Source organism: Hymenobacter tenuis (assembly GCF_054780495.1).
On the sequence record NZ_BAAGWF010000001.1, the window covers coordinates 248,221 to 271,906 of the forward strand.

General features: G+C 57.3%; 19 protein-coding genes. 10 read left to right on the forward strand and 9 right to left on the reverse strand.

Features of this window, described 5'->3' with window-relative positions; translation table 11 throughout:
* Positions 1-41 precede the first annotated feature (41 nt).
* The 3 genes from ACYVGU_RS01155 to ACYVGU_RS01165 form a co-directional block, all read right to left on the reverse strand.
* Complete coding sequence (locus ACYVGU_RS01155; RefSeq protein WP_460620555.1) at positions 42-3,029, reverse strand: glycosyltransferase family 117 protein; 2,988 nt, start codon at positions 3,027-3,029, stop codon at positions 42-44.
* Positions 3,030-3,245: 216 nt separating this feature from the next.
* Positions 3,246-3,704, reverse strand: coding sequence for a T9SS type A sorting domain-containing protein (locus tag ACYVGU_RS01160; protein ID WP_460620556.1), 459 nt, complete (start codon positions 3,702-3,704; stop codon positions 3,246-3,248).
* Between the two features lie 359 nt (positions 3,705-4,063).
* Entirely contained in the window at positions 4,064-4,852 is a 789-nt protein-coding gene (locus ACYVGU_RS01165; RefSeq protein WP_460612897.1) for a biotin--[acetyl-CoA-carboxylase] ligase, read from the reverse strand.
* 15 nt (positions 4,853-4,867) lie between these two features.
* Between ACYVGU_RS01165 and rsfS the strand changes: the two genes are divergently transcribed.
* Together rsfS and ftsH are read left to right on the forward strand one after the other, a co-directional pair.
* Entirely contained in the window at positions 4,868-5,260 is a 393-nt protein-coding gene (gene rsfS, locus ACYVGU_RS01170) for an RsfS/YbeB/iojap family protein (protein ID WP_460612896.1), read from the forward strand.
* Between the two features lie 98 nt (positions 5,261-5,358).
* Entirely contained in the window at positions 5,359-7,482 is a 2,124-nt protein-coding gene (gene ftsH / locus ACYVGU_RS01175) for an ATP-dependent metallopeptidase FtsH/Yme1/Tma family protein (protein ID WP_460620557.1), read from the forward strand.
* A 72-nt stretch (positions 7,483-7,554) separates the two neighbouring features.
* Here the strand turns inward: ftsH and ACYVGU_RS01180 are convergent, their stop codons facing one another.
* A complete protein-coding gene (locus ACYVGU_RS01180; protein WP_460620558.1) occupies positions 7,555-8,658 on the reverse strand; it encodes a hypothetical protein in 1,104 nt (367 codons plus the stop codon).
* 106 nt (positions 8,659-8,764) lie between these two features.
* On the reverse strand, positions 8,765-9,754 hold the full coding sequence (locus ACYVGU_RS01185) for an alkaline phosphatase family protein (protein ID WP_460620559.1): 990 nt from the start codon (positions 9,752-9,754) through the stop codon (positions 8,765-8,767).
* Positions 9,755-9,914: 160 nt separating this feature from the next.
* Here ACYVGU_RS01185 and ACYVGU_RS01190 point away from each other — a divergent pair, with 160 nt between their 5' ends.
* The 4 genes from ACYVGU_RS01190 (at position 9,915) to ACYVGU_RS01205 (ending at position 15,131) form a co-directional block, all read left to right on the forward strand.
* Positions 9,915-10,577, forward strand: a complete 663-nt coding sequence (locus ACYVGU_RS01190; protein ID WP_460620560.1) for a LutC/YkgG family protein — start codon at positions 9,915-9,917, stop codon at positions 10,575-10,577.
* Entirely contained in the window at positions 10,552-11,337 is a 786-nt protein-coding gene (locus ACYVGU_RS01195; RefSeq protein ID WP_460612891.1) for a UDP-2,3-diacylglucosamine diphosphatase, read from the forward strand. Before ACYVGU_RS01190 ends, ACYVGU_RS01195 begins: the two co-directional genes overlap by 26 nt.
* Positions 11,294-12,226 carry an NHL repeat-containing protein gene (locus ACYVGU_RS01200; protein WP_460620561.1) on the forward strand — a complete coding sequence of 311 codons (933 nt, stop codon included), beginning with the start codon at positions 11,294-11,296 and terminating at the stop codon, positions 12,224-12,226. Before ACYVGU_RS01195 ends, ACYVGU_RS01200 begins: the two co-directional genes overlap by 44 nt.
* Before the next feature lie 271 nt (positions 12,227-12,497).
* Entirely contained in the window at positions 12,498-15,131 is a 2,634-nt protein-coding gene (locus ACYVGU_RS01205; protein ID WP_460620563.1) for a S8 family serine peptidase, read from the forward strand.
* 512 nt (positions 15,132-15,643) lie between these two features.
* Here the strand turns inward: ACYVGU_RS01205 and ACYVGU_RS01210 are convergent.
* Positions 15,644-16,447 carry a zinc metalloprotease gene (locus ACYVGU_RS01210; protein ID WP_460612888.1) on the reverse strand — a complete coding sequence of 268 codons (804 nt, stop codon included), beginning with the start codon at positions 16,445-16,447 and terminating at the stop codon, positions 15,644-15,646.
* Between the two features lie 399 nt (positions 16,448-16,846).
* Between ACYVGU_RS01210 and ACYVGU_RS01215 the strand changes: the two genes are divergently transcribed.
* Both ACYVGU_RS01215 and ACYVGU_RS01220 read left to right on the forward strand, forming a co-directional pair.
* Positions 16,847-18,412, forward strand: coding sequence for a PSP1 domain-containing protein (locus tag ACYVGU_RS01215; protein WP_460620564.1), 1,566 nt, complete (start codon positions 16,847-16,849; stop codon positions 18,410-18,412).
* A gap of 12 nt (positions 18,413-18,424) precedes the next feature.
* Positions 18,425-18,928 carry a gliding motility lipoprotein GldH gene (locus ACYVGU_RS01220; protein WP_460620565.1) on the forward strand — a complete coding sequence of 168 codons (504 nt, stop codon included), beginning with the start codon at positions 18,425-18,427 and terminating at the stop codon, positions 18,926-18,928.
* 83 nt (positions 18,929-19,011) lie between these two features.
* Here the strand turns inward: ACYVGU_RS01220 and ACYVGU_RS01225 are convergent, their stop codons facing one another.
* A complete protein-coding gene (locus tag ACYVGU_RS01225) occupies positions 19,012-19,203 on the reverse strand; it encodes a cold-shock protein (RefSeq protein WP_045688855.1) in 192 nt (63 codons plus the stop codon).
* 144 nt (positions 19,204-19,347) lie between these two features.
* On the opposite strand from ACYVGU_RS01225, the gene ACYVGU_RS01230 reads away from it, so the two are divergent.
* Positions 19,348-20,319 (forward strand): hypothetical protein, encoded by a 972-nt coding sequence (locus ACYVGU_RS01230; RefSeq protein ID WP_460620566.1) that lies wholly within the window; start codon positions 19,348-19,350, stop codon positions 20,317-20,319.
* Between the two features lie 62 nt (positions 20,320-20,381).
* On the opposite strand, the gene ACYVGU_RS01235 is transcribed toward ACYVGU_RS01230, so the two are convergent.
* Complete coding sequence (locus ACYVGU_RS01235) at positions 20,382-21,248, reverse strand: hypothetical protein (protein ID WP_460620567.1); 867 nt, start codon at positions 21,246-21,248, stop codon at positions 20,382-20,384.
* 355 nt (positions 21,249-21,603) lie between these two features.
* On the reverse strand, positions 21,604-22,638 hold the full coding sequence (locus ACYVGU_RS01240) for a ComEA family DNA-binding protein (protein WP_460620568.1): 1,035 nt from the start codon (positions 22,636-22,638) through the stop codon (positions 21,604-21,606).
* Positions 22,639-23,053: 415 nt separating this feature from the next.
* Here ACYVGU_RS01240 and ACYVGU_RS01245 point away from each other — a divergent pair, with 415 nt between their 5' ends.
* On the forward strand, positions 23,054-23,623 hold the full coding sequence (locus ACYVGU_RS01245) for a DinB family protein (protein WP_460620569.1): 570 nt from the start codon (positions 23,054-23,056) through the stop codon (positions 23,621-23,623).
* The last annotated feature ends 63 nt before the right edge of the window (positions 23,624-23,686 follow it).

Genomic DNA, 23,686 nt, shown 5'->3' on the forward strand with positions numbered 1-23,686 from the left:
TTTTCAGGAGCCGGCTTTTCAGAGGGCGCGAGGCCTAGTGTTTACTGCTTGTAGTACTGCTGCAACAGCCCAATGGCTTTGGAAGCCCGCTGCTGGTCGCCAATCTCCTCGGCGGCGCGGCCCACGCTGTTCAGCGTCATCAGGTACGTCTGGAATTCCTGATCGAAGAGGCCACTGTTGTGGGTGCTGTAGTAGGCTAGCGCCCGTTCGGCCCGGCCGGTCATGGTATCCATAATCTCGTTGGCACGCTCTTTTTCGCCCACTGCTACCAAGGCCGGAATAAATTCGGGCACATAGTAATCGTACGGAATTGCCTTGTCGGGCATTACTTCAAAGCACTTGTCCAGCACTTGCTTGGCGCGTGCTTTGTCGCCGTTGGCAAGCAGTGTGTTGGCCAGGCGCGCAAACTTGTCGCGGTAATTAGCCGGGAAACGCAGGTTGTTCTCGTCGTAGAAAATGTTCGGATTATTCAGCCCGCGGTAGGCGAACGTCTTCATCAGGTTATTGTACATCAGGTCCGTGGCCACATAGCCTTCGTCACGGCTGGTGGGCTCGTAACTAGGGTCTTTGGCGGGCAGAATACGGTAGGCCATGCCTTCCAGCTGGAAGTACGGCTGCAGCCCCATAAAGTCACGGGAGTCAACGGTGCTGGAGAAGTATACCGGGCGTTGCCAGTTGTTGGTAGCCAGAATGTCCAGAATCACGAGGCTTTTCTTCTCGATGGCGCTCTTGCCTACTTCCCACTCCATGCGCGGCACCAGCTGCTTGCGGCGCCCGGCCGGAATGATGCCCATTTTGTCTACGGCAGCAGTGTCGATAGGCAGGTAGAACTTGCGGGCCGGGAAGGAAAGCAGCGTGCGCGAACCGTCGCCGTAGCTTACCTGCAGCAAGGGGCTGTTCTGCTCCACTAGCTGCATAAACTGCCGAACGTCCATCTCCTTTACGGCCGGGTTTTCGGCGTAGGGCAGGTAGTCGTTGGTGCCTTGCTTGTAGTTCTCATTCTTCATCGAGATGGGCAACGGCTGCGACTTGTAGGCGCGGCGCTTCATCTGGTCGATGTACCAGTCAGTATTCAGGTAGCTAAGCACGGCCACGCGCACGTCGGTACGTACGCCTTCTACTTCTTGGGCGTACCAGAGCGGGAAGGTGTCGTTGTCGCCGTTCGTGAACAGCACCGCGTTCGGAGCCAGCGAGTTCAGCAGGTTTTTGGCTGAATCAACGGAGTTATAGCGGTCGGAGCGGTCGTGGTCGTCCCAGCCCTGCGCCACCATGATTCCGGGCACTACAAGGCCTAGCAGCGTTACCACGCCAGCACGTGCCGTTTCTGACTTCACAACTGCCTGCAGCAACTCCGCCAGGGCCAGTACGCCAAGGCCAATCCAGATGGCAAAGGCAAACGTGGCGCCAGCAAAGGTGTAATCCCGCTCACGGGGCTCAATAGGCGGCTGGTTCAGGTAAATAACGATGGCTAGACCTGTGAACAAGAACAGCAAGCCTACAATGAAGGCGTTGCGACCGTCGCGGCGCACATGGTAGAAAAAGCCTAGCAGCCCCAGAATAAGCGGCAACGCAAAGAAGGCGTTGCGGGCGGGGCTGTCGGCGATACGCTCAGGCAAACCGGCTCCGGCGTGGCTTCCCCACAGAATACCGGCTTGCTGTATGTCACTTTCGCGGCCCACATAGTTCCACATGAAGTAGCGCCAGAACATGTGACCCATTTGGTATTTGAACAGGAACGTCAGGTTTTGGCCCATGGTGGGCTTCACGCCTTCCTGAATATCAACCCACTTCTTATAGTTGTAGAGGTGCAGCGGATCATTGCTGTACAGGCGGGGCAGCAGCATTTTGTCGCTGGCTTCATACTCTAGCACCGGGCGGTATTCGGCCACCACGTATTTATCGCCCTGGCGTACGTAGCGCGGGGCGCCCTCCGTCTGGGCAATGGGCTGGGCGTTGAACTGTGGCCCATAGAGCAACGGCCGGTCGCCGTACTGTTCGCGCTTCAGGTAGCTCACGAAGGACAGGACATCCTCCGGGGCGTTTTCATTGATGGTGGGGTGGTAGCTGCTGCGGATCGGGACGATGAGGTAAGACGAGTATCCAATCAGGATAAACACGAAGCTCAGCATCACGGTGTTCAGCAGGCGGCTGCGGCGCTTGAACGACTGGCGAAAGCCAAACCAGATCAGAGCCACGAACAGCACCAGGAAAATCACTAGGCCGGAGCTGAAGGGCAACCCAAACGTATTGACAAAGAACACCTCGAAGGCGCCGGCCAGCGTGGGCAAGCCCGGGATAATGCCGGCCAGAATCAGGCCCACAATTACGCCGCTCACTACTAGGGTGATAAAACCACCCAAGGTGGTAGGGCTCTGGCTACGGCGGTAGTAGTAGATAAAGCCTAGGGCCGGAATTGCCAGCAAGTTCAGCAAGTGAACCCCAATGCTGAGGCCGATAACATAGGCAATGAGCACCAGCCACCGGTCAGAGTCGGCCTCGTGGGCGCGGTTGTCCCACTTCAGCATCAGCCATACCACAGCCGCCGTGCACAACGACGACATGGCGTACACCTCAGCCTCGACGGCGTTAAACCAAAACGAGTCAGAGAAGGCATAGGCCAGGGCTCCGACGGCGCCAGCACCTAGTATCAGCAAGGTTTGGCCGGAGGTGGGCTCGAAGCCGCGCTCATCAAACTGCGTAGGACGGTTCAGCACCATCTTCTTCGCGAGCATGGTAATGATCCAGAACAGGAACAGCACCGTAAAGGAAGAGCTCAGGGCCGACAGCATGTTTACCAGCACCGATACTTTGGTAACATCGCCGAAGGAAAACAGCGAGAACAGGCGGCCCAGCAGCAGGAACGTAGGGGCTCCGGGAGGGTGCGGAACCAGCAACTTGTATGAGCAGGCGATAAACTCGCCGCAGTCCCAGAACGACGCTGTGGGCTCCAGCGTGAGCATGTACGTAATGGTGGCAATGGCAAACACCAGCCAGCCCACTAGATTATTCAGGCTTTTGTAACTCCGCATAGGTAGGTAAAAGAGACCGGAAAGAACCGATCCACGGCTGAACGACGGGGGTAAGGTCCGAAATAGAATCAGTGAAAGACCAAAAGTAGAGAATAAGTAGCGAGAGGCGTGAACGAGGTTGCGTGCACGAAGCCAGTTTTTGCTCTTAATTCCGATACGGCACAAAAAAAGCAGCCCGGTTTCAGGCTGCTTTTTTTGTGCTAATAGAAACGCTAGCTAGTTCTGCAGCATCAAGCGCTTCGTAGAAAGCACCTTGTCGTTCTGCACGAGGCTGTAGAAATACATACCCGCCGGCAAATCAGAAAGGTTGAGGCTCATGCCGCCATCGGCCGCCTCGGGGCGCAGCAGTACGGTGCGCACCTCACGGCCAATGATATTGCTCAAACGAAGCTTGTAGTCGGCCCAGGGAAGCTTTTGCGCCACCGATACCGTGATAAGACCCCGCGAAGGATTAGGGTATACCGACAACGAAGGTGAAAGCGCTTTAGCCGCTACTGAGGCGCTAGCCGGAGTAGCCTGAGCTGTATGCCAAGGGGCGGGCGTTTTGGCGCGTACTGCCAACGGATGAAAGCGGTGACCGGTGTTGCCTGAGCCCAACGTGACTGAGGCCGCCAGCATAGGCAGCTGCCAGAGCACTAGCAGCAACACGGGGAAAAAGCGAGTAGAAATTTTCATGGCATTCAGTCAGTATCAAAACGCAACGGCCTAGGCCCGCGCTGAAGTCAAAGTGTAAAATTATGCCCGGCCGGGACAAAGAGACAGTCCAAGGGGGCGTCAGGCACTTAAGGCAAGTACCGTGCCTTGGAATTTCAGAGTCATTGCCAGCCAGATGCTACTTTAGAACCAATAGTTGCATCTGGGTTTAATCAAATGTACGACAAATCATCGTAAATAGTTGAATTATAATATAATAACAGTTATATACATGCGCTGTTTAACCTGTTTTAGCAGTAAACCAGGCGAAAAGCTAAAATCATATACATAGAGTTGGCTATTTTTCAGAGCTAGTATCTGTTCTGGGGTTCACCGGATTTTTATAGGTAGCGAATTTCCTTTAAATCGAAGTAGCGCAACTGCCCCTGTACAGCCAGCGCTAGGCGGCCTGCTTCATCAACTCCCATAATCTGGCCTCTGAGCCGCTGGTTGCCGGTTTCGTACTCGTGCTCTTCCTGATACCGATACAGTACCCGCAAGTATTCCGTCCGGAGGCTGCCAATGCGGCCAGCGCGCAGCTGCAGGTAGCGGCGCTCTAGGCTTTCGAGCAGCCGGGCAGCTAGTAGCGGCAAATGGTACGCTCGGTTAGTTAAACATGCCAGCGAAGTGGCCGTAACAACGTCAAATTCACGTTGATTAATATTTATCCCTATTCCAACCACGCTATGCTGAATCTTCGAGCCACTAAGTGTGTTCTCAATCAGAATACCTCCTAGCTTTTGACTCCCGAAAAGCAAATCGTTCGGCCACTTGACGCGCAACGCCGGGTCGGGGCCGAGCAAGGAGCTTAGCCAATCGTGCACGGCTAGTGCTACGGCTTGGCTAAGCAAAAACTGGTCGGCGGCGGGCAAAAAGCCCGGGTGCCACACCACCGACAGCGTCAGGTTTTCGCCCGGCGCTGCTTCCCACTGGTTGCCACGTTGGCCCCGGCCGGCGGTCTGTTTGTCGGTAATGACGCAGCAGCCATCCGTGGCCCGGTTTTGGCCTGCCAGTAGCTGTGCCTCAGTGTTTGTTGAGGCGCATTCGGGCAACCAGACAAGCTGTTGGCCCGTGAAGAGAGTTTGGGGGGATATAGCGTCCACCTGATTTTCGTACTTTGTGACGTTCAAACCTAATAATACCCCATGAAAAGTACCCTGGTTCGGCAGGATTCGGACAAGTTGGCAGATGTAGTAGTACGCGGCATGCAAGAGAAGAAAGCAGCCGATATCGTGGTGCTTAATCTAAAAGACCTTAAAAATGCCGTAGCCGATTATTTTATAATCTGCTCGGCTTCTTCAGATACTCAAATTGACGCTATTGCCCGCTCCGTAGAGGAGGAAGTAGAAAAGCTTACCGGTCAGAACCCTTGGCAAACCGAAGGGCGCATGAATCGCGAGTGGGTGCTTCTCGACTACGTGGACGTGGTGGTGCACGTGTTTCTGCGCGACCGTCGGCAGTTCTATGCCTTGGAAGAACTGTGGGGCGATGCGGACATTACGTATGTAGAAGAAGAAACGTCGGCAGCGGTAAAGTAAAACCACGCCAACTGCGTCTTCCAGAATGCGGGCGGGCGCGCCAACAAACGCACGGTTGGCGTGTTCCGCCTTTGTTTTTGTCTTAGCAAACTCAATACATGTCTGATACAACGCCCAAAAAGAAAAAAAATATGCTGCCTACCCCCGCACCGCGGCCGGGTATGCAGCTCTGGGTGCTGACGGGACTAGTGGTGCTCATCCTCGGGATGGTGTACTTGTCTCAAAGCAATCCGCTGGTTGAAATCAAGCAGCGTGACTTCGAACAAATGCTGGTGGCCGGCGACGTTGCAGATGTAACGCTGAAGAACGACCGGCATGTGGAGGTTACCCTAAAGCCTGCTTCCATCAAGAAGCCGGAATATGCCAAGCGCCTCGTTCGTCGGGGCCCGCTCACGGCTACCGGGGGGGCTGGTCCGCAGTTCAACTTCCGGGTAGTCGATGGTAAAACCTTTAAGGAAGATTTCGACAAAATTCAGGCTACCCTGCCCGCTGACCGGCAGGTAGGCCTGAAAATCACGGAAGACCGGGGCTACGGTGACTTTATCACCACCTGGGGCTTCATGATTGTTATTTTCGTGGGCTTCTGGTTCCTGATGCGCCGCATGAGCGGAGCAGGTGGGCCCGGCGGTCAGATCTTCAACATTGGTAAGTCGCGCGCGGCGTTGTTTGAAGGCGGCGACAAAGTAAAAATCACCTTTAAGGATGTTGCCGGCCTAGAAGAAGCCAAGGAAGAGGTTCAGGAAATCGTAGAGTTCTTGAAGAATCCTTCCAAGTTTACTGTCCTAGGTGGCAAAATCCCGAAAGGTGCACTGCTGGTAGGTCCTCCTGGTACGGGTAAAACCCTGATGGCGAAAGCTGTAGCTGGTGAGGCCGATGTGCCGTTCTTCTCGCTTTCGGGCTCCGATTTCGTGGAGATGTTCGTGGGCGTAGGTGCGGCCCGAGTACGTGACTTGTTCAAGCAAGCCAAAGCCAAGGCGCCCTGCATCATCTTTATTGATGAGATTGATGCCATCGGACGGAGCCGCTCACGCGGTAACATGCCCGGCGGCAACGATGAGCGCGAAAACACGCTGAACTCCCTGCTAGTAGAAATGGATGGTTTCGGTACCGACTCCGGGGTTATTATCCTGGCCGCTACCAACCGTCCTGATACACTAGACTCAGCTTTGCTGCGCCCCGGTCGTTTCGACCGCCAGATCAGCATTGATAAGCCCGACATCAATGGCCGCACCCAGATCTTCAATGTACACCTGAAGCCCCTGACCTTGGGCCCCGATGTAGAAGCGAAGAAGCTGGCGGCGCAAACACCTGGTTTTGCTGGTGCTGAAATTGCCAACGTCTGCAACGAAGCTGCCCTGATTGCCGCGCGCCGCGATAAGAAGATGGTAACGATGCAGGACTTCACTGATGCCGTTGACCGCGTGATTGGTGGCCTGGAGAAGAAAAACAAAATCATCAGCCCCGGTGAGAAAAAGGTAGTAGCCTACCACGAAGCTGGCCACGCCATTGCGGGCTGGTTCCTGGAGCACGCTGATCCGTTGGTGAAGGTGAGCATTGTGCCCCGTGGTGTGGCTGCATTGGGTTACGCCCAATACCTGCCCCGCGAACAGTTCCTCTACAACACCGAGCAGCTCATGGACGAAATGTGCATGACGTTGGGTGGCCGGGCCGCCGAGGAAATTGTGTTCAACAAGATTTCGACTGGTGCTCTTTCTGACCTGGAGCGCATCACGAAAACGGCCTATAGCATCGTGACGATGTACGGCATGAATGCCAAGCTCGGCAACGTATCGTTCTACGACTCAAAAGGGCAGAACGAGTATGGCTTCAGTAAGCCGTATTCGGAAGCTACCTCGCAGATGATCGACGAAGAAGTTCGCACGATTATCGAGCAGGCCTACATCCGGACCAAAGAACTGCTGACTGAGCGTCGGCATGAACTGGAGGTAGTGGCGAAAGAGCTGCTGGAGAAAGAAATTCTGTTGCAGGATGACTTGGTTCGTTTGGTTGGTCCTCGTCCTTTCGACAGTCAGACCACCTACCAGGCGCACATGGCTGGCACCGACCGCAGCGAAACGCTTAGCGAGCGGAAGCAGGAGCACCCCGGCGTTCCGCTGGGCAACGACCTGCCCGACTTGAACCTGCCTGGCCTAAACAATGACCAGAACGGCACTCCTGGTTCTACCACCGAACCGAGCGGCAACGCCGTCAGCCCGGTGTAACCAGAAAGTTGTACGTGAAAAAGCCAGCCCGAAAGGGCTGGCTTTTTTTGTGTGTTGGTTGTGGGCCAGGGACTACTCAAGGCCTTTTATATTCACGTACTGCTTCTGGTTGCGACGCCCCACGCGGCCGATGCTGCGCTCAAAATCTTTGGGGTCGTTAATCGTTTTGTAAAACTCGTCTAAGAATCGAGTGGCGAACGTTTTCTCTTCCTCACTGATGTATGGGCACTTGAGGTATACGTTGTAAAAATCGGTGCGACGGGCGTTGAAAAGGGTGCGGGTTTCGGCGTATATCTCCTCTGGAAAGCTGTAGCCCCGGAAAAGCCGCTGCCGCACCGATGTAATGCCTAACTGCTGCGGCGGAACGGCATACGGCGTCATCACCAGGCCCGAGTAATCGAAATCATACGGAACCGGATAGGAGGGAGTGCTTTTATCCAGGGACAGCAGCCGGATGTTGTGCCGGTAGGGCACCGACCAATCGGTGTTGCCAATCATGAATTGAAAGAAAGCCAGCATGGCCATCGTCTTCTGATGGGTGTGCTGCATGCCAATAGCGAGTGGTTTCGGAACGATGGTGGCGTTGTTGCGCTGGGCAAGGCTAGTAGCTTCTTCCAGCAGAAAGGCGTGATGGACCGAGGGTTTGCGCTTGTTGTTGCTGTCCTGATACGTGACCCGACACAGACGGGCGCGGAAGCTAATGGTAGTCAGAAGGTTGTAGAGCTTGTACACTAGGTACTCGCGCACCACAAAGTGGTCGGCCTGGCAGTGCGTGGTGAGTTTCAGCTCCTTTACCTTTCCGAAGGGCGTAGCCTCGACTTCGGCCTGCGGAAACCGGATAAGCAGGGGCGGAAAGTCGCAAACCGTGGGGTCTTTGCGCCTGTTGCCGCGCACCCTGACTTGCACAATCAGTGTTCTAGAGTGGCCAGCTGCATCCTGATACAGAAGGGTGGCCGCGTGCAGAGTTGGCGTGGGGCCTCGGTCTTTCAGAATGGCTTCCAGCGGCAGCAACAGCGTAAAGGGTAGTGCTTCGTCTGTAGTGAAAAGAGGGTTCTCGTAGGGGTTCGCCTGAAGTTGGAGGCTAGTACCGTACACGCGTTCCGGGCCAGCCAGCGCCAGGGGGTGCTGCCAAAGCAGCCAGCTTATACTGACTGCTAGGTAAAGCAGTGAAAACATGACTTTGGGAATGAAGCAGACCTAGTAGTCTGTCTACCTGAAAAGCAACCAGCAGCAGCAGCACGTACTCAGTTTCTCCGCCTTCTCGGGGCGCGAGGGCAAGTTCCTAGCGTTTCAATAAGTTCTGCATCACCTGGCCTTGGCCTTGCTCGAAGGGAAAGCCTAGCAAATACGCCACCGTCGAGGGTATATCGACCAGTGTGTGTTGTTCTGTGAGAGTCCGGCCTACCCTGAAATCGGGACCTAGGGCCAGCAGACTGATGTGGCGGCAGCCTTCGCAGTTGTCGCCGTGGTCGACATAGCCTGTGCTGATGCCGTTGAGATGGCGCCCGTGGTCGTTGGTGATAAGCAGGGTAGTGTTGTTGCGGTACGTTTTACTAGCCCTTAGAAAGTTGTAAAGCTGCCATACGTACCGGTCGTCGCGGGCAATGCCACGCAGGTAATAGGGCCAGTTGGCCGCGTGGGCGTAGCCATCGGGCTCCATGAAATTGATGAGCACCAGGTTGGGCTTGTGCTCCGTGAGAATGCGCTTGGCCGCTACCAGCGTCAGTGAGTCGGCACGGTAGCCGCTGCCGGGGCCGTTTATGCCGCAGTCTAGGGAGGGCTGATACTGATCTTTCCACTCCGGATTTTGGGTGTTAGCCAGAATATGTAGCTTGTCTTTGCTGGTGATAAGCCAAGCTGCCGTGGCGGGCTTGCCGGTGGCTTTGCGCCAGATCTGAAAAATGGAAGGTTGCTGCGGCAACTCCGCCTCAAAGTTATCGATGGGCTGGTTGATGCCCGTGGTAATGGCCGTGTGCCCGGAGTTGGTATAGGTAAAACCGTTGTTGAAGAACTGAGAGAAAAACACGCCTTTGGGCCGCAGCCGCGTGGCCATATTCGGAATTAGGGTGGTGCTGTCCCAGGTTTCGGAGTACCGCGGGCCATCAATCACTACAATGATGACGTTGCGGGTTTTAAGACGTTTTTTGGCCGGCTCAGGTGGGCCGGGTGCAAACGAAAAAAGCAAAAGCAACCATACCCCCCAGACATATTTCAGCCTACCCATGCCCGCCCACAGGCGGTGCTGATACCAACGGCTCACTGAAAAATTCATGCGGCTGGAAGGAATGGAAAGCAGGGCTTGCTTTCAACGCACTAGGGTAGCAACTTGGCTAAAGGCAAGCGGCTTTGAAATCCATATATAAGATAACGAATATTTTTTTGACCTGCTACTCCCTGCATGGTGCGTGGCCCTACTCTGTTACCTTTGCTGTATGTCTCAGAACTCCCGTGATATAATTCTGCGCCGCATTCGCGAGGCATTGCAGCAACCAGCGGAGCAGCCGGCCCGGCCCGATTTCACGTCGCCCTTGCATCCGCGCCCAGCCGCCACCGACGATTTGGCGGTAGCGTTTGCCCAAAGCTTTGTGCGGGTAGGCGGCGTGTTTTACTACTGCGAGTCGGTGGAGCACTTCTATGATCAGCTGTTTACTTACAAAAAGGAGAAAGCGCTGGAGCACCTGTATGTGTGGGAGCCCGAGCTGAAAAAGCTGCTGCACGATGGCAACATTGTGTTTCAGGGCGATGAAGCCGATTTCCGGACCCAGGCCGATGCCGGCCTTACCAGCTGCGAGGCCCTAGTAGCCCGCACCGGTAGCGTGCTGGTAGCCGCAGGTACTGCTAGCGGCCGCCGCCTCAGCATCTACCCCGATCAGCACTTGGTGCTGGCCCGCACCTCGCAGGTCGTAACCGATATCGGCGACGCCCTGAAGCTAATGCAGCAGAAGTACGGCCCCGACAAGCTGCCCTCCATGATTTCCCTCACCACCGGGCCTAGTCGCACGGCGGATATTGAAAAAACGCTGGTGCTCGGTGCTCATGGCCCGCGCAGCATCGTGTTGTTTTTATTGGATGACGCGCCCGCCGCAACTACCTGACCTCGCGCTGCCTGCTGGCCGCCGCGTATACTTTGCTTCTGATTTTCACCTGGGCGCCCCTGATGCCGCCCGCTCTCTGGAGCGGGAGCGGCGCATTGTGCGCTGGCTGGATATGGCTGCGCAAGATGCCGCGGCTATCTACCTGCTCGGTGATATTTTCGACTTTTGGTTTGAGTATCGGCATGCTATTCCGCGGGGGTTTATCCGGCTGCAGGGCAAGCTGGCCGAGCTGACCGATGCGGGCATTCCCGTCACGTTTTTCACCGGCAACCACGATATGTGGATGTTTGACTACTTCACCAAGGAGCTCAACATCCCAATACTGCGAAACCCGGTAAGCCAGCGCATTGGGGGGCACCAGTTCCATATTGGCCACGGCGACGGCCTCGGTCCCGGCGACCACACCTACAAGTTGCTGAAGCGCGTGTTCACCTCGCCCGTGGCCCAGTGGCTATTTGCACGCCTGCATCCTAACCTGGGCATTGGCATTGCCAACCGCTGGAGCCGCCACAGTCGCCTGCAGAATGGCGCCGCCGATGAGCAGTATTTCGGGGACGATGAGTGGCTGCTGACCTACTGCCGCGAGGTAGAAAAGCAGTTTCCGCACGAGTACTACGTGTTCGGGCACCGCCACTTGCCGCTCGATGTGGAGGTAGCGCCCGGTAGCCGCTACGTAAACCTCGGCGAATGGGTCAATTATTGCTCCTACGGCGTGTATGATGGGAACCAGCTGGCATTGCGGCATTTTGAGCAGGAGTAGAGGCGCACACCTACTGCTGGTTAGCGGCCTTGTGCTGCTCAGCGGCCTAGGTGCCCACGGCCAGACAACTGCGCCGGCTGCCGGCTCCGTAGCGCCCGCGGCCCAGGCTGCTCCCGTGGTTACGGTGCCGATTGATACCAAACCGGCCCCTAGTGGCTGGGCGTTGGTGCGCACCATCAAGCTGGCCCAGCCCGGCCCAGCTTCCCTGGATCGGCGCGGCAACCTGTACGTGACGGATTCGCAGAACAACCTGCACCAATACGGCCCCGATGGGCAACCGCTGAACACCTACTCGCCACCCTTGCCTGGCCACACCGCGCAGGTAGAAGCGTGGAATACGGCCAAAGTGCTGGTCTTTTACGACGACCGACAGCAAGTAATGCTGCTCGACCGGTTTCTGGCGCCCATCATCGAGCTGCGCTGGCAAGACTACCTCGATGGCCAGGCCCGCACCGTTACGCTGGCCCCCGACGACCGCTACTGGGTGCTGAATGAGTCGGACCTGACGCTGCGCCAGTTTGATGCCATCCAGAAGCGCTTTACCATCACTACTCCCCTTGATTTGCTTATTGGGCGCACCCGGCCTGATTTCCGGTTTCTGCGCGAGTACCAGAACAACCTGTACCTAGTAGACCGCACCAGCGGCGTGTATGTGTTCGATAACCTGGGCAACTACCGGAAAAAGCTGCCCCTAACTGGCCTGAGCTACGTCGGATTTCGCAGCGACGAGCTGTACTACCTAGCCCCGGATGGGCTTCGATTTTTCCACCTCTACAACCTAACGGAGCGCACTGTAGCCCTGCCCATAGCCGGGGTCCAGCAAGTGCTGGTAAGCGAGCAATATGCGTATCTGTTGACGGCGGCTGGCATCCAGGTGTATAAAATGTAGCCAGTTATAGCAGAGCCCAGCATCTGGGTTAGCTACCGGAAGTAGGTTTGTGGGCAGCAGAGGCCTAGTGTGCAAGTAGCTGAACAGCGAGAAACGCCAAGTCCGGTTCATGCTACCCAGCAACCGAATAGGCTACCTCGCGGTAGGTTTACTGAGCGTAAGCTCAAAGCTGCCTTTAGGGCCAGATACGCGCATTTCTGCCTACATTTGGAAAGAGCGACTCTGGTTGCTCCTTTCGCCGTTCTGCCTCTGCCACAACCAATTCCCTGCTATGTCTGCTGCTTTCAATTGCCGCGCTGGTTTACGTTTTTTCCTCGTATTACTCAGCAGTAGCGTGGGCATGGCAGTGAGTTGGGGCCAAAGCAAGCCGGCCCCGCTCAAAGCACGCTTAGCTCCGGGCCTGGAGCTGGCCCGGGCCGCCCGCACCTTGCGCGTAAGTGTGCGCGACCAAGCCGCATTCCGGCAATGGCTGGCCCAAAAATATCCGCAGGCAACGGTAGTGGCAGAACCCGGGCACCCGAACCTGCTCCGCGTACAAGGCGCCACCGCCAGCGCGTTGGCGGCTTGCCCCACCGTAACGTTTGTAGAGGCCGCCGACCGAGTAGCACAGCCTGAGCGCCAACTTAACGGCGCCGACCTCACCTTGAATAAGGTATCGACCACGCACGCCCGCTACCCCCAGCTCACGGGCAAAGGCCTAACCGTCTCGGTAAAGGAAGACCCTTTTGATATTGAGGATATCGACTTTAAAGGCCGCCTGGTTAACCCTGATCCGCAGGCCAAGCTGCTAAACTCCCACGCTACGATGATGGCCACCCTGATTGCGGGCGGCGGCAACTCCTCGCCGAATGGCAAAGGCGGCGCGTGGCAGGCCCGCATTGCCCAGTCCAGCTACGATAACCTCTTGCCCGACGATGGTGCTACCCTGGCGGCGCAAGGCGTATCGGTGCAAAACCACTCGTATGGCGTGAGTGTTGAGAACTTCTACGGCCTCGAGGCCCGTGCCTACGACCAGCAGGTGCGCCAGTACCCGGCGTTGCTGCACGTATTTTCGTCGGGTAATTCCGGCACTCAGCCAGCCGCCGCCGGACCGTATGCGGCCCTGAGCGGGGTAGCCAACCTAACCGGGCAGTTTAAAAACTCGAAAAACACGCTGAGTGTGGGCGCTACTGATGCCCTAGGGCAGGTAGTGCCGCTAAGCTCCCGCGGCCCCGCCGCCGATGGCCGCGTGAAGCCGGAACTGGTAGCCTTCGGCGACGGCGGCACATCCGATGCGGCCGCCCTGGTTTCGGGCATCAGCCTATTAGTGCAGCAGGCTTACCGCGACCAGCGGGGTACCGTGCCATCAGCATCTTTGGTGAAAGCTGCGCTGCTGAATGCAGCTGATGATACCGGGCGCCCGAACGTAGATTTTGTGGCCGGATATGGCCAGGCGGATGCACTTGGAGCCGTGCAGGCCATTCTAGAAAACCGCTACGCCGAAGCCACCGCCACGCAGAACCAGGAGCGAGTGTTCATGATTACTGTGCCCGCCGGTACGCACCGCCTGAAAGCCACTCTGGCCTGGACCGATCCAGAAGCCGCGCCCGATGCCAGCCCGACCCTCATCAACGACCTCGACCTCAAGCTGACCAATACCGCCACCAATCAGCAGTGGCTGCCCTGGACGCTTAGCACCTTCCCACACCTCGATTCGCTGGCATTGCCGGCCCGTCGCCGCCCTAACCACCTCGATAACACGGAGCAAATCACCCTGGATCTGCCCGCTGCCGGTACCTATGAGCTGCGGGTGCGAGGTTTTGAGGTGCCGCAGGGGCCGCAAGCATTTAGTCTGGTGTATGAGTTCGAGTCGGGCCTGACGTGGGTGCACCCCTCGGAGGCCCGAAACGTGCGGGCAGCGGAGTCGGCCTGGCTGCGCTGGCAGTGGGACGGGCCGGCCACGGCCGCTCGACTAGAATACCGGCTCGTAAACCAAGCTACCTGGACTACCCTTAGCCCATCCGTAAACCTTCAGGAGCAAAGTTTCCGCTGGGCCGTGCCGGAAGCAGTAGAAGGTATGGCACAGGTGCGGCTGCTTACCGGTGCCGGCGCCGTAGCGTCCGATACATTTTTCATAGCCCGCCCCCTAGCCCTAAATGTGGCCTATACCTGCCCTGATGAAACCTTACTAACCTGGGCCAAAGTACCCGGCGCTACGCAGTACCAAGTGTATGTGCTCGGTGCCACGCACCTGCAGCCGTTCCGCCTGCTCCCTGATACCGCCTTGTTTCTGACGGCGGCTGAGGCGGCCGCCCAGTATTATGCGGTTGCGCCGGTAAGTGGGGGTAGGGTAGGAGAGCGGGGCAGCGTCAGCAACGTCACGCAGGAAGCCTACGGCTGTTATATCCGCTCTTTCCTGCCCCAGCAGCTTGTAACCGACACGGTGCGCTTTAACCTGACTTTGGGCACTACCTACCAGCTTAGGGCCGTGGTGCTGGAGCGGCGTAATGCGGATGGCTCTTTTCAGCCGGTGCAAACCCAACGGTTAATTGCTGGCACCAGCCTAGTACTTACTGATCCGGCCCCGGTACCCGGCCGCTCCGAATACCGCGCTAGCGTGGTGCTGGCCAGCAACCGTACCTTCTATAGCCAGATTGAAGAAGTGTACTTTATTCGCAACACCGCCGATGTGCAGGTGTATCCGGTGCCCGTAACCAGTGGTGAGCCGCTGAACTTGGTTGGCCCCCGCGACCAGCCCCTGCACGTGCGCCTGTTTGACATGACTGGCCGCCTGCAGCGCGATGTACTCACTGAAATCGGAACCATTCAGCCGTTGGATACGCACGGGCTCCAGCCCGGAACATACTTGCTGCGCATAAGCACTCCGGGCGGCCGTGAGGTTACGCGCCGGGTAGTAATCCTGTAAGTATAGGCGTAGAGGAGGCTTCTGGATGGTTTGTAGTAGAAACCACCCTAGGCGAAACCATGCCTGTACTCCCTTGGCGCTTATTTTCGGTTAGCTTTCTGCAAGCCGAGTTCAGTAGCTTTCGTACTTATATAGCTAAGTCGAAGGCCGCGCCCAGTTATAGATAGTGAAGCATGTGATGCAGTGTGAACAGCTGGTGTAAAGAGCGTACTGCTTGATCTAGCGTCCGCGCAGTCGCAGCATCTCGCGTGCTGATGTTGTCAAACCAACCGTCCTGCTGAGCTTGCCCAAGCATCTCTACCGCTTCGTTGCAAATGGCCTAGGCCTGTTGATTAGTCGGAGGGAGAGATGCTTCGGCAAGCTCAGCAGGACGGTTGGTTTCGCCTCCAAGCAATGACCAATTCGGCTTCACTTCTACTAGGTGCCGTAGGCGGTCAAACCTCCCAAACTCGACAAAACAAAAAGCCCCGGCTCTGGGAAGAGCCGGGGCTTGGTTTGCGACTAGCGGAGAGCTAGTACACGTAGTTCAGGGCAGTTACGTCGTTCGTGTTGAACGGACGGTTAGCACCGGAGCCGATGCAAGCCAGCATCCAAGAGTTCGGATCTGGGCCCGATGGCGTGCCGGGGATGTAGATAGCGCCTACCGTGCTGGCACCCTCGTTTACCGCTGAACCACCGCAGCTATACTGACGGCTCATGTAGTCGGTGTGACGGAAGCCGATGCAGTGACCCACTTCGTGCGCCAGAATGGTAGCAATGTAGGTAGAGGCGTTGGCCGTGCCGATAGCGCCTACGTTCACCGAAACCGAGCCGTAAGGATTACCACCCGACGGGAAGCCAGCCGAAGCCAAGTAGCTAGAACCGGAAGGAGCAGCAGTCATCACAATGTTGCCACCCGAAGTAACACGAGCAAAGCGTACCCGCAGGTTCTGCGCGTTGTAGCGGCGGATCAGCTCATCAGTAGCCGTGATGTAAGCCGAAGGCAGGCTAGTGGAAACACGGATGGTGAGGGTGCGGGGCAGGCCGCCAACCAGGTTCGTGGTGCGGTACTGCTCGGCGTCACCTACGCGCAGCATTTTGTAGTCGGGGGTGCTAGCCAACATTTCGTTGGTCAGAACGATGTCGCCTTCAACCAGCACACCGCCTTCAACCAACTTAGCGCCTTCTGCGGTAAAGCCCAGGGCTTTAATCTGGCCGATGGTCTTTTCCGAAACTTCATTCTTTACCTGAACACCGGCTTCTTCTTGGCACGAAGACAGGGAAAGGGTGGTGGCTGCGAGCAGCGCAAGGGGGGCGAGGAATCTGAGTGTTTTCATTAGGGTTTGGTTGTGGAGTAGTAAAAGAACGAGGTAAACTTAGGGTATTATTGATGATATTTCAAAATTGAGCCTGTATAATTATCATAATTATATACAACGGCCTGTATCGTTACTTTATTCCTAAAACTGGAAAAAGCACTGGCTTGCCTCCTTTTTGCACCTGAAGAATGCAGGAGTAGCTGCTAGCTTATCGGTAGGAAACCATGTAAAAACGGCTTTGGTTAAGGGGGTGCCCAGTATTGCGCTGGAGTTCTCATTTTAGGAAAAAGCGCGTTTATGGCTCAGTTCTGCCACTTCAGCATACCTGATCCTGGGCCGCTCTATTTTCCTATCTTTGTCCATAACCGTTTTCACGCAAAGGCATCGCCTTCGCTTTACCTATAGATCTTTCAAGCCGTGGCTTGCACATCCTGCTCCTCCTCCGGCGGGGGCTGCTCCACTACTTCTGCTCAGGGCTGCGGCTCTAAAGGCAGTTGTAGCAGCGGCTGTACCCGCCTTAATGTATTCGACTGGCTCCAGGACCTGGATATGCCCAGTGATTTTAAAGAATTTGACCTTGTGGAAATCCGCTTCAAAGGCGGCCGCAAGGATTTTTACCGCAACAAAAGCCGCTTACCCCTTATTACCGGCGACGCCGTTGTGATTGAAGCCGCCGGCAATGGCTGGCACTTGGGGCACGTGTCGCTGAAAGGCGAGCTGGTGCGCCTCCAGATGAAAAAGAAGAAGGTGCCCGAAGACTCCAAGGACATCCGCAACATTCTGCGGGTAGCTACGGAGCAGGATGCCGATCGTTGGCAGGCCGTCCGCGACCTAGAAACCGGCACCATGTTCAAGGCCCGGGCCGTGGTAGATGAGCTGCGCCTGAAAATGAAACTCTCGGATGTAGAGTACCAGGCCGACCGTACCCGCGCTACGTTCTTCTACTCTGCCGATGACCGGGTTGACTTCCGCGACCTGATTAAGCGCCTGGCCGATGAGTTTCGGGTGCGGGTAGAAATGCGTCAGATTTCGTTGCGCCACGAAGCTGGCCGCCTCGGCGGTATTGGCTCCTGTGGCCGCGAACTGTGCTGCTCTACCTGGCTCACCGACTTTAAGAGCGTGAGCACCACCGCGGCTCGCTACCAGAACCTGAGCCTGAATCCGGCTAAGCTTTCGGGCCAGTGCGGGCGCCTCAAGTGCTGCCTCAACTATGAGCTGGACACGTACCTCGATGCCCTGAAGGACATTCCGCAGGTGCAGCGCCCACTACTCACGGAAAAAGGCGAATACACGCTTCAGAAGACCGATATCTTTAAAAAGAAGATGTGGTTTGCCGTGCGTGGCGACAATAACTGGGTGGTAGTGCCCACGGAGCGCGTGCGCGAAGTACTGGAACTGAACAAGCGCGGCGAAAAGCCCGAAAGCCTGTTGCAGCCCGTGCGGGAAGAAGAGAAAGCGCCCGAGGTTACGGCCATTGTAGAAGGCTCCCTAGAGCGCCTCGATGACAAAATTAAGGCCTCGAAGCGCAGCAAACGCGGCAAAAAGAAGAAAGAGCCGGAAGCTGCTGCCCCCACCGGCGAGCGGGTTTCGCGCTCGGGCCGCGGTACCAGCACACGTGCGGCCGCCGTGGAGGTGGTTTCTCCTGACCCTTCTGTAAGCAATGATGCCGATGCTCCTGCCAACAGCGAAGAACGAGCTCGTCCGCGGGGCGCGGCGGCCCGGCCGCTGAACCGCCGGGGCCGCGGCCGTGGGGAAGGCAAGCGCTCTGATGCTGCCCGCGCTGCTGATGGAACCGCTCCGGCTTCGGATGCTCCGCGCCCGCCGCGTGGCGACTCAGGCCGCGCTGCTCGCAATGCTTCTGATACGCCCGATGCGGCTGGCAACCGGCCCGCCGGCGAGGGTGGCCGTAGCCGCTCGGGCCGCCGGGGGGCACGCCCTTCGCGGGGCGGAAGCGCTGATGCTACACCTCCAACGGCCTCTTAAGTAATGCTGAGTATGCGCGCACTCCCTCGCCTGCTGCCGGCCTTACTAGGCCTTGCCTTGCTGACAACCGCCTGCGACCCCAACCAGGTATATGAGAAAAATATTGATCTGAAGTCGCCGAGCGGCGAGCCTTATGTGTGGGCCGTGCAGGAAAAGCCCACGTTTGAGTTTGATATTCCGGACACCACGCAGCGCTACGATATTTACTTCAATATCCGCAACGCCGCCGACTACGAGTATTATAACCTCTACGTGAAGCACACGCTCACGGGCCCCGATGGCAAACCTGTGTCGAGGCTGCTGCACCAAATGCTGCTGTTGGATCCGCAAACCGGTGAGCCCCGCGGCCACGGCACCGGCGACATCTACGACCATCAGATTCTGGCCCTGCCCAACCAGCAGTTTCGCCAAACCGGCACGTATAAGATCATGCTGGAGCAGTATATGCGCCAGGATCAGCTCCGGGGAATTATGGCCGTGGGTGTGCGGGTAGCCAAAGACGCGCCCGGCAAGTAACGTAGCCTAGCTCGGTTCCCGATAAACGCAAAAAGCCTCATCAGATGCATCTGATGAGGCTTTTTCAGTAGGTGCTATCTGCGCTAGATGCGCTCAACCTTCACGGCGTTCTGACCTTTTTTGCCGTCGATAACATCAAACGATACCCGATCATTCTCGCGAATTTCGTGCACAAGGCCGGTCTGGTGTACGAAGATTTCTTGGCCATTTTCATCCTGAACGATGAAGCCATAGCCTTTCGATTCGTTGAAAAACTTCACTTTGCCGGTTTTCATAGCGGGGGGTAAGCGGTTGTGGGGTGAAAGAATGGCGGTAAATCTACATGGTTTTCCAGATTGACAAAACCCCTGAGCTCGGAACGTGTGCTCAACGGTTGCGTATGAAAGCCTAATTGTACGCATCCCTACTACACTACTGCCATGGCTGATACCCCGAATTCCACCGACAATACACCCACTACCCCTGCTTCCGGCACCAACCCACCGGCGGCTTCCGCTGCCGGCACACCTGTGCAGAACAAAGCAACGGCCCAACCCGGCGAGCCGGAAAACCAGGAACCCACGCTGCCTGAGTGGCAGGCGCCAGCCAATACAGTAGGGCAGCAACCTTTCGCTCACGACCCCAACCATTACCAAAATGAAGTAGCCGGGGCCAGCCGCGGTGAGTTTGGCCGGCAATCAGACCTAGGCACTACCCAGGGCGGTTACGGCAATGAGCTAAGCCGCGGCAGCGCTACCTACGCTGGCTCCCTTGATACGCCGGCCGCTACCACCGGCTACATCGGCGAGCGGGAGCAGCGCCCGGGCGGGTTCCCCGATGCTGGCAACGGGAGCTTTGGTACGCAGCCGGTTGGAGCTGTCATGCCAGCTAGCTCGGCCGTAGGCCCGGAATTCGCGAACGATAATGCTGCCCCTAAAGGCCCCGACTCAGGCTATGCTGATTCGTATGGTACCTCTTCCTTAGGCGGCGGTACTACCCCTGGCGCGCAGCCCAACTCTACGCACCGCAACCAGCAGGAAGATTATTTGCCAAACCGCCCAGAAGGTGGGCCGCAGGGCCAGCAGACCGGGGTAGCGCCTTCCAACAGTAGCCAGGGCACCCAAGAGGCCGATGCCACGCCTACTTCCGGCTCTCGGAGCGGCTACGATGCCGCCCCCGGCACCAGCGCTCAGGGCAGCGAAGAAAGCGGCTTCGGCACCAAAGGCGGCTCCTACAACGACGAATACGACTCGGCTACCCCCAATGATACTGCCGATGGCTCGCCCTCCCGCGGTGACTACAACCAACAGGATGCCGCCCAAAACTACGGCGGTGCTTCTGACGACCGCACTGGAAAAGACAAAGGCGCAGACTATGGCCCCATGCCGGGCCGCACCAGCACCCCCGACTAGGTTCTCATCGGCCTCAAACCCTGCCGCCCGGCTACGTACGTTGCGTAGCCGGGCGGTTTGGGTTAGGGCTTACGGGCAGCCGAGAACAGCTTGCCTTTTTCGTTGCTGAAAATAAAATCCTGGTCATTCACGAAAACCAGGGCTTCGGCTTGCCCGGAACTGGGCAGGTTCAAGCAGGTTTTCAGGCCATCGAAAAGCCGCCGGCCGGGTAGCCGCTCAAACAGATATGCATGGCCGTAGCCCAGCAGCGCCACACGCTTGCCATCGGGGCTGATGTCGGCGGAGGTTACCCAACTGGTGAGTTCTAGGCTGTCGGTGAGGCGAGCCGTGTGGCGGCCGGGCCGGGCGGGTAGCACGTACTGCTTTACCCATTGGCCCTCGCCCCGGTTTTTGGTGAACAGGTACAGGCTGTCTTGATAGTAATAAAAGGCTTCGCAGTCGAAGTTGCGGTTGGGCTTGCGGGGCGGAAATGCCCGCTGATCGGAGTAGCTGAACTGAATGGTATCTACCTGATCTAGCTTGGGGCCACTGAGCCGGTAAATGCACAGGTTGCGGCGCTTGTTCTGGTTGTTGCCAAAGTCGCCGACGTAAATCCGGCGCTCATCGTCTTGGGTCAGGTCTTCCCAATCAATATTCGGAAGCGGCGCTAGGTCAACGGATTGCAGCAAGTCGCCTTGCCGCGTTACCTTGTACAGCCGCGAGGAGTTTCCACCGTCGGCATTGGTCCATAAGTCGCCTTCGGGGCTGGCAATTTCAATGCCCGAACTCTCGGCCACTTTTTCTTTGTCAAGCCGCCCGAGCTCCTCCACAGTATACTGGTCCGTGACGGTGGCAAACTCGCCTCGGCCCTGGTCGCGAGAGCATCCACATAGCACCGAGTGCAAAAAAACGAACACCGGAAACAGCTTATCGCGCAGTAGATAGAGCATAGGGAAAGGCAAAGGTTAGCCAGAAAACAACCCAAAAGTAGGCTGCTTACGCAGAGCAAGCTGAAGCAGTCGGCAAAGAGTACGGTTTCCTCCGGGTTCGGGCTACACTGCACTCTTGAAGGCAGGGTTTACCCGATGCACGGGCCTAGTACTTGTGTAGAGGCTAGTGTTTGAAAAAATCAAAGGCCGAGTTATGTATGCTTTGGTTTTTCCCGATTGGCATCTGGGCGCTGCAACCACGCATCAAATACCTGTTTTTAGATGCAGGAGCGGAGCAGCAGTTTTAGCCGATTTCCTAGGCCACACTGCAGCGTAAAGCGTTTTGGAAGCTACGAGAGAAGTGGTGTACAGGGGCTTAATTGAGCACAAGGTAAGGCCGGAGCTTTTCAAATGTGGCTTCATCCAAGATGCGAATTTGCCGTAAGTCGGTAGGTTGCCGGAAGGGGCCGTGCTGCTGTCGGAACGCAACTAGCACCCTGGCCAGCCGTTTGCCCACGTACGGGTGCGCTTGCAACACCTCAAACGAGGCGTTGTTGACATCAACCAGCCGGGGCGTGAAGCCTGTGGCCACAAACGTGTATTTGCGCAGGCTGTCCACGAGGTCGGGTGCGTCGCGCAGGGAGTAGATTTCCGCTACCTGCTCTTCGCGCAGAAAGCCACCCAGGCGCTGCCGGTATTCTACTACCCGCCGCGCATAGCCGCGCCCAATGCCCCTAATCTGCATCAGTTGCGTGGTATCCGCCGAGTTCAGGTCAAAGGCAGTCAGGTGCGCAGGCTTGCGCGGAAAGCGGTCGGGCTTCTGCTCAAACGGTTGCCGCTCCGGGTAGGGGCTATGGCGAGAACCAACGTAGGAGCGGGCTTCGCGCGGCGGAAGCTGGTCGGGGAGCAGAATGTAAGGCGCCAACCGAGTGTATATGGAATCCTCGAGGCCATACGTGCGGCGTATTTGTTCCTTAGCCCGGAATCCGCCAATGACTTTACCATACTTCACGATGCGCTGGGCTACGTAGTGGGGCAGGCCCCGGGCTTCCCAGTCGGTTTCCGTGAGCAGGTTGGGGTTGAAGGGTGTCAGCGCTACCCGGTGCACCGTGGGCCGGCGGGAGTAGCGGCTGGCGTAGGTAGGGCGAGCCGTGCGCCGGGCGGCAAGTTCCGCCGCCCACTGGTCGAGCTGCCGCTGGTCAGAAGCCGGATTGTACTTCGGCAGACTTGGCCGCAACAACTGGGGTAGCGCCAACCAGAGCACCATAAGCGTCAGAAGTACTACTAATCCCGAGGTTTCGCGCCTCGAAAAGCCAAAGTAACGCCGCACTGCCCGGTACAGAACCGAAGCCGACGTTCGACGGGCAGTTGGAGCTGGCTTAGGCGGCGCAGCCGGGCGCGGAGCTGACATAGCGAATACGAAATAGGTAACTAATAGTGCGGCGCATGGCACGCGACGTAGCCAGTGTTACAGCGGCGCTTTCCTCAAAATGCGGGCTTGAGAATAGCAGGAAATCAGGAGGCACACAAGCTCAACTACTAGCCCCTGCTGGCAGCCAAACCCGACTATATAGTGCTCAGCAGGTGTTCAGGGGCCGTTTTAAGCACTTGGTGAATGCGCAGAAAAGCGGGCGTTTCGGTACTGAAAATCTAGTTGAGCGGAGCCGGAAAGCAACAGAAGCAATAGCCGCTGGAGTGAGGCGTTTGGCCAAGCATAGGCCCGCGGTTTTTGCGCTAATCAGGCCTCAAACTACCCGAACCGTTGCTGAAACGGTCTGCAGCCCGTATCATTACAGCTGTTTCCTGCCTACTTGCCCGGTACTACTATGAGCGTTTCCCCCCGCCGCACCACTGATTTTCTGGATTCGCTGGCTGCAGATCTGCAACAGGTTCGGGAAATTACCACCCGCCGCTTCCGGCCGCTTACCGATGACCAGCTGAACCGCGGGCCCGGGCCCGGCAAGTGGAGCGTGGGCCAATGCCTGGAGCACCTCAACATTGTGGGCGGGTTGTATCTGCCCATTATGAGTCGCAAAATAAAGGCCGCGCGGGAACGAGGCTCCAAACCCAGCGAGATGGTAGCGCACGGGTTTTTTGGCAAGAAAATGACCGATGCCATGCGGGTGCCGGCCAGCGAAAAAGCCATGAAGTCGCCGCAGCAGTATGCCCCCAGCGGCTCGCGGCTGCCGCGTACCGTGATAGAGGTATTTAGCCGCCAGCTGGATGAGCTGGAAAACCTGATTGAGCAGACCCGCGGCGTGAATGCCAATGCCATCCGCATCCCGAATCCTATTGTGCCGTTGCTGTTACCCCGCCTGACCGATGCCCTGGAGCTACTGGTGGAGCACACCAAGCGCCATGTGCAGCAGGCAGAGCGGGTGCTGGACGCCCGCTAGGTATTCCAAACGGATATAGCCTATTCCAAATTGCCGTTTGCGAACGGAATAGGAGGAGGGGAG